Genomic DNA, 6244 nt, shown 5'->3' on the forward strand with positions numbered 1-6244 from the left:
CCCGAGTCATTAGAAGTTAGAACGGTTTGACCACGACCAAAATTACGATAGCCAGCAATATCAGAACCGGGACTTCATTGAACCAGCGATAAAAGACATGGCTGCGGGTGTTTTCGCCACGGGCAAAGCGCTTTACCTGCGCGCCGCACATATGGTGATAGCCGATAAGGAGCACGACCAGGGTCAGCTTGGCATGGATCCAGGCACCCATCTGGAAGATGGCGGGGTTGAGCGCGATCAGCCAGATGCCGAACACAAGGGTGGCGATCATCGCGGGCCCCATGATGCCGCGATACAGCTTGCGCTCCATGACACTGAAGCGTTCCTTGCTGACCGTATCCTCGCTTTGCGCGTGGTAGACGAACAGGCGCGGCAGGTAGAACAGCCCGGCAAACCAGCACACGATGGCGACGATATGGAAGGCTTTGACCCATAGATAAAGCATTTTTAGTTATTCCCAGGTTCACGGTAGCTGAAGATAGTAGTGGCTCATGCGTCCTTACGTCACCTTGGCGGTTGTCGCAGAACGATGCGGCCCCTATTATCGACGGCTTTCCAGTGGGTTCGTTGAGGGCAGGTTTATGGTCAAGGTCGGTATCGTCGGCGGCACGGGTTACACCGGTGTCGAATTGCTGCGTCTGTTGGCTCAGCATCCGCAGGCAGAGGTGGTGGTCATCACTTCCCGATCCGAGGCCGGCCTGGCCGTGGCCGATATGTACCCCAACCTGCGAGGCCACTATGACGGCCTGGCGTTCAGCGTGCCGGACATCAAGACCCTGGGGGCCTGTGACGTAGTGTTCTTTGCTACGCCTCACGGTGTCGCCCATGCCCTGGCCGGTGAATTACTGGCGGCGGGCACCAAGGTCATCGACCTGTCGGCGGATTTCCGTCTGCAGGACGCCGATGAGTGGGCCAAATGGTACGGCCAGCCGCACGGTGCGCCAGAACTGCTGGAAGAGGCGGTGTACGGCCTGCCGGAAGTCAATCGCGAGCAGATCAAGCAGGCGCGCCTGATCGCCGTGCCGGGTTGCTATCCCACTGCGACCCAACTGGGCTTCCTGCCATTGCTGGAAGCAGGCTTGGCCGATGCTTCGCGCCTGATCGCGGACTGCAAGTCAGGTGTCAGCGGTGCAGGCCGGGGTGCGGCGGTAGGTTCGCTGTATTCCGAGACGTCGGAAAGCATGAAGGCCTATGCGGTCAAGGGGCATCGCCACTTGCCGGAGATCCGCCAGGGGTTGCGTCGTGCCGCGGGCAAGGAGGTGGGCTTGACCTTCGTTCCGCATTTGACGCCGATGATCCGTGGTATTCACTCCACGCTGTACGCGACTGTCGTCGATCGCTCGGTGGATCTGCAGGCATTGTTTGAGAAACGTTATGCCAACGAGCCGTTCGTCGATGTAATGCCGGCTGGCAGTCACCCGGAAACTCGCAGCGTGCGCGGCGCCAATGTGTGCCGTATAGCGGTGCATCGTCCGCAGGATGGCGACTTGGTGGTAGTACTGTCCGTGATCGATAATCTGGTCAAGGGTGCGTCGGGCCAGGCTGTACAGAACATGAACATCCTGTTCGGCCTGGATGAGAAGCTGGGCCTGTCCCATGCGGGCATGCTGCCGTAAGGTTTCCCCGTTATTGCGCAAAAGGCCCGATCATCGGGCCTTTTGTGTTTTTAATGGCGGCTACGCAGATTGATATACCGTAACAATAGTTGACCGCTTTTCTAGGAGAAGCGGATAATACCGGCCATTACGCATATGGCGGCGCTACGCCGGGAGATTATCAGCATGAGCGTTGAATCCTTCACCCCCACGGCTTTGCAATTCACCCACGGTGCTGCGCACAAGGTGAAGAGCCTGGTCGATGAAGAGGGTAATGATCGCTTGAAGCTGCGCGTATTCGTTACGGGCGGCGGTTGTTCAGGGTTTCAGTACGGTTTTACCTTCGATGAAGATGTGGCCGATGACGATACCATCGTCGAGCGCGAGGGCGTCAGCCTGGTCGTAGACCCTATGAGTTTCCAATACCTGGCAGGTGCCGAGGTGGATTATCAGGAAGGTCTCGAGGGGTCGCGTTTCGTGATAAAGAACCCTAACGCCACCACCACCTGTGGTTGCGGGTCTTCGTTCTCGATCTGATCGATGGCGGATACAAAAACGCCGCTTGGCTTTGATCGGCCAAGCGGCGTTTTGCTGTCTGCAGATCCTGGAGGGCTGTCAGGCGGGGTAGATCGCGCCCAGTACCCGAAGACCGCGTGCGCCGGTGACGCTGGGGCGGTTGGCAGCAATGCCTTCCAGGCAGCAATGGGCCAGCCAGGCAAAGGCCATGGCTTCTACCCAATCAGGATCTACGCCGTAGGTGGCGGTGCTGCTGACTTGGGTCGCCGGCAGTAGCGCGGCCAGGCGGCTCATCAACGTAACGTTATGGGCGCCGCCGCCACAGACCAGTAGGGTTTCGGTCTGGTGTTGTGCGGTTTGCAGGGATTTGACGATGGTCAGGGCGGTCAGCTCCAGCAGCGTGGCTTGTACGTCCTGGGGAGCAAATGCTGGCAAACCCGCCAGATGTCGTTGCAGCCACTCGCGATTGAACACTTCGCGTCCGGTGCTTTTTGGGCCCTGTGTGACAAAGAAGGGGTCGCTGAGCAGGGTGTTGAGTAACTGCGATTCGACTTTACCGCCGGCCGCCCACCGGCCGTCACGATCAAAGTGCTCGCCGCGCTGCTGGTGAATCCAGGTGTCCAGCAGAACGTTGCCCGGGCCGCAGTCGAAGCCGGCTACAGGCTTGCCGGTCTCGATCAGGCTAAGGTTGCTGAAACCGCCGATATTCAGGACGGCGTGATTGCCGCTGCGTTCGCCAAACAACGCTTCATGAAAGGCGGGTACCAATGGCGCGCCCTGGCCACCGGCGGCCACGTCGCGGCTGCGGAAATCGCTGACCACGGTGATGCCTGTCAGCTCGGTGAGCAGGGCCGGGTTACCGATCTGTACGGTAAAGCCTCGGGTGGGTTCATGGCGGATGGTTTGCCCGTGGCTACCGATCGCGCGAATGTCTTGGGGCTTGAGAGCTTGCTGCTCCAGTAAGGCATGAATGCCCTGGGCAGCCACTGTCACCCAATGCTGCTGGGCAATTGCCGAACGAGCGATTTCATCTGGGCCGCTGGCGCACAGGCTAAGCAGCTCGGCGCGCAGGCTGCCTGGCATGGGGATGTAGTGAGTGGCGATCAGCTTGATCGCCGAGCCCTGTTCGATCAAGGCTATATCCAGGCCGTCGAGGCTGGTGCCGGACATCACCCCTATATAGAGCGCCATGTCTTAACGCTTCGCCGAAGCCAGCAGGGTGGAGCGCTCCTGATCCATGCGCGCCATCAGCGGCTGGCTCTGTTGCATGAAGCGCGCACGCTCGGCCTTGGCGATGGGGTCGGCCATGGGTAGCTTTTGGCCCAATGGATCGACGTGTACGCCATTGACTTGGAACTCATAATGCAAGTGCGGTCCGGTAGACAGGCCGGTAGTGCCGATATAACCAATCACCTGGCCTTGCTTCACGGTGCCGCCCGTCTGCACGCCCTTGGCGAACCCTTGCATGTGGCCATAAAGGGTACGGTAGGTGTTGCCGTGCTGGATGATCACGGTATTGCCGTAGCCTCCGCGACGACCGGCCAGCAGCACCTTGCCGTCACCGGCGGCCTTGATTGGCGTACCACGAGGGGCGGCATAGTCGACGCCTTTGTGGGCGCGGATTTTGTTCAGAATTGGATGCTTGCGGCCCATGGAGAATCGCGAGCTAATACGAGCGAAGTCGACAGGCGTGCGGATAAACGCCTTACGCATGCTGTTGCCATCGGCGGTGTAGTAGCTGCTGTTGCCTTGCTTGTTGGTGTAGCGAACTGCGGTATAGGTCTTGCCGCGGTTGGTGAAGCGTGCGGAGAGAATATTGCCGGTGCCGACCACTTTACCGTTGGCGACCTTCTGCTCGTAGATCACGTCGAATTCATCGCCTTGGCGGATGTCCTGGGCGAAGTCGATGTCGTATCCAAATACGCTGGCCATGTCCATGGTCATGCTATGGGACAAGCCGGCGCGTGCAGCGGACTGCGACAAGGAGCTGTTGATCACGCCGTGTACATAAGCAGAGCGCATCACCGGCTTGGTGGTGACACGATTGAAGGCAAAGCCCTTGGCACCCTTGGTCAGGGTGATGCTTTCGAGGTCGCTGATGTTGCTGTGCAGGTTATTCAACTGGCCATCTGGGGTCAGTTCGAACTCAAGCTTCTGCCCGTGCTTGAGTTGGGTGAACTGCTTGGCCTGTTTGTCACTGGCCAGTACTTCATTAACCGTGGCGGCGGGCAGGCCGACCTTTTCGAACAGGGTCGACAACGTATCGCCTTTTGCGACGATGACTTCGCGGTGTTGCGGATTTTTGGCGACATCTGCTGCCAGGGCAGGTGCTGGTTTAGCTGCTTGCTGGGTGTCTTCGGGGCTGCTTTCTATCTGGGCGAACGGTGATTCAGTAGCGGTAGTTGTGGCTTGCTGTGCGTCGGAAGCGTCTTGATCTTGTGTCAGTTGCTCAACCGGGCTTTCCAGGTCAAGGCTCAGGGATGTTCGTTTGGCCTCTACATCACTGGAAGGGAATACCAGGAGCGCCAGGCTGAGAAGGGCGGCGATACCACTTGCTGCGAGCAGGTGGGTCTTCGGGTAAAGCGGCGGCGCTTTAGACGGTTCAGTGGTCATAGGTAATTTTGACTTTGAAGATGAAATGGAAAAGATGAATGACATGATGAAGATGAAATAACTGTATAAAATATAACCAAATCATCTGTGGTGCAAGCTCGCGAACGCTGTGCTTGCTGAACGGTGTCCGTGCGCAGGGCAAAACTTGTAATTAGTCCCTGATCTTGTATGGTTGGTTCCCTTTTGAATCTGAGCCTTGCGGGTCTGTTATGAAGTCGGTTGAAGAGCAGCTAGCGCTGATAAAACGTGGTGCGGAAGAACTGTTGGTCGAGTCTGAGCTGATCGAAAAGCTCAAGCGCGGCCAGCCCCTGCGTATCAAGGCCGGCTTTGATCCGACGGCGCCGGATCTGCACCTTGGGCATACCGTGCTTATAAACAAGCTGCGTCAGTTCCAGGAACTGGGGCATCAGGTCATCTTCCTTATAGGTGACTTCACCGGGATGATCGGCGATCCGAGTGGCAAGAGCGCAACGCGTCCGCCACTGACTCGTGAGCAGGTTCTCGATAATGCCGAGACCTACAAGACCCAGGTGTTCAAGATTCTCGATCCTGCCAAGACCGAGGTGGCCTTTAACTCCACCTGGATGGATCAGATGGGGCCGGCCGACTTTATTCGCCTGACGTCCCAATACACCGTGGCGCGCATGCTTGAGCGAGATGACTTCGACAAGCGCTACTCCACCAACCAGCCTATCGCGATTCATGAGTTCCTCTACCCGTTGGTGCAAGGGTATGACTCGGTGGCTCTGCGTGCCGACGTTGAGTTGGGTGGTACCGATCAGAAGTTCAATCTGTTGATGGGGCGCGAGTTGCAGCGTGCATATGGGCAGGAAGCCCAATGCATTCTGACCATGCCGTTGCTGGAAGGCTTGGATGGCGTCAAGAAGATGTCCAAGTCGCTGGGTAACTATGTGGGTATCCAGGAGGCGCCAGGCGTGATGTATGGCAAGCTGGTTTCTATCCCGGATGCGCTGATGTGGCGTTACTTCGAGTTGTTGAGCTTTCGTTCTATGGATGAAATCAACGCGCTGCGTGCTGAGGTCGAGGCGGGGGCTAATCCGCGCGACGTGAAGATCAAGCTGGCCGAAGAGATCGTTGCGCGTTTCCATGGTGAGGAGGCGGCCGCCAGTGCTCACCGTGCGGCAGGCAATCGCATGAGAGATGGCGAGCTGCCGGATGATTTGCCGGAGATCGAGTTGGTAGCTGCAGAGGCGATGCCGATCGCGGCTGTCCTTAATAAGGCGGGGCTGGTGAAGAACTCGGCGGTTGCACGTGACCTTCTGGGTTCGGGTGGTGTGCGTATAGATGGTGAGGTGGTTGATCGCACCTTTATATATGAGCTGGGTGCTACCCATGTTTGCCAGGCTGGGAAGAAGGCATTTGCGCGTATTACGCTTAAATCCGAATAAGTCTGAAATTAAGTGTTGACGGCGTTTTATATCTGTCTATAATTCGCCCCACTTCCGGCGCAGTCGAAACGGAAAACTCCTTGGTAAACAAAGAGTTACGCAAGATTCGAC

Annotated in this window: 6 protein-coding genes; 3 read left to right on the top strand and 3 right to left on the bottom strand. The window is 57.7% G+C overall.

Going from position 1 to position 6244, the window contains the following annotated elements; genetic code table 11:
* Nucleotides 1–16: 16 nt before the first annotated feature.
* Nucleotides 17–445: a protoporphyrinogen oxidase HemJ gene (gene hemJ / locus AC1Q6I_RS01415; RefSeq protein WP_102623869.1), complete on the bottom strand. Its 429-nt coding sequence runs from the start codon at nucleotides 443–445 to the stop codon at nucleotides 17–19.
* A 136-nt stretch (nucleotides 446–581) separates the two neighbouring features.
* Between hemJ and argC the strand changes: the two genes are divergently transcribed.
* The gene (argC, locus tag AC1Q6I_RS01420) at nucleotides 582–1616 is read left to right on the top strand and encodes an N-acetyl-gamma-glutamyl-phosphate reductase (RefSeq protein WP_024077689.1); all 1035 of its coding nucleotides are present in this window, start codon (nucleotides 582–584) and stop codon (nucleotides 1614–1616) included.
* Between the two features lie 165 nt (nucleotides 1617–1781).
* Complete coding sequence (gene erpA, locus AC1Q6I_RS01425) at nucleotides 1782–2132, top strand: iron-sulfur cluster insertion protein ErpA (RefSeq protein ID WP_003176443.1); 351 nt, start codon at nucleotides 1782–1784, stop codon at nucleotides 2130–2132.
* A gap of 78 nt (nucleotides 2133–2210) precedes the next feature.
* Here the strand turns inward: erpA and AC1Q6I_RS01430 are convergent, their stop codons facing one another.
* Entirely contained in the window at nucleotides 2211–3302 is a 1092-nt protein-coding gene (locus tag AC1Q6I_RS01430; protein ID WP_102623868.1) for an anhydro-N-acetylmuramic acid kinase, read from the bottom strand.
* 3 nt (nucleotides 3303–3305) lie between these two features.
* The gene (locus AC1Q6I_RS01435) at nucleotides 3306–4724 is read right to left on the bottom strand and encodes a peptidoglycan DD-metalloendopeptidase family protein (RefSeq protein ID WP_102623867.1); all 1419 of its coding nucleotides are present in this window, start codon (nucleotides 4722–4724) and stop codon (nucleotides 3306–3308) included.
* A 209-nt stretch (nucleotides 4725–4933) separates the two neighbouring features.
* Here AC1Q6I_RS01435 and tyrS point away from each other — a divergent pair, with 209 nt between their 5' ends.
* Nucleotides 4934–6133: a tyrosine--tRNA ligase gene (tyrS, locus tag AC1Q6I_RS01440; protein ID WP_024077686.1), complete on the top strand. Its 1200-nt coding sequence runs from the start codon at nucleotides 4934–4936 to the stop codon at nucleotides 6131–6133.
* Nucleotides 6134–6244 lie beyond the last annotated feature (111 nt).

The sequence above is a fragment of the Pseudomonas sp. MPR-R2A5 genome, assembly GCF_058793055.1.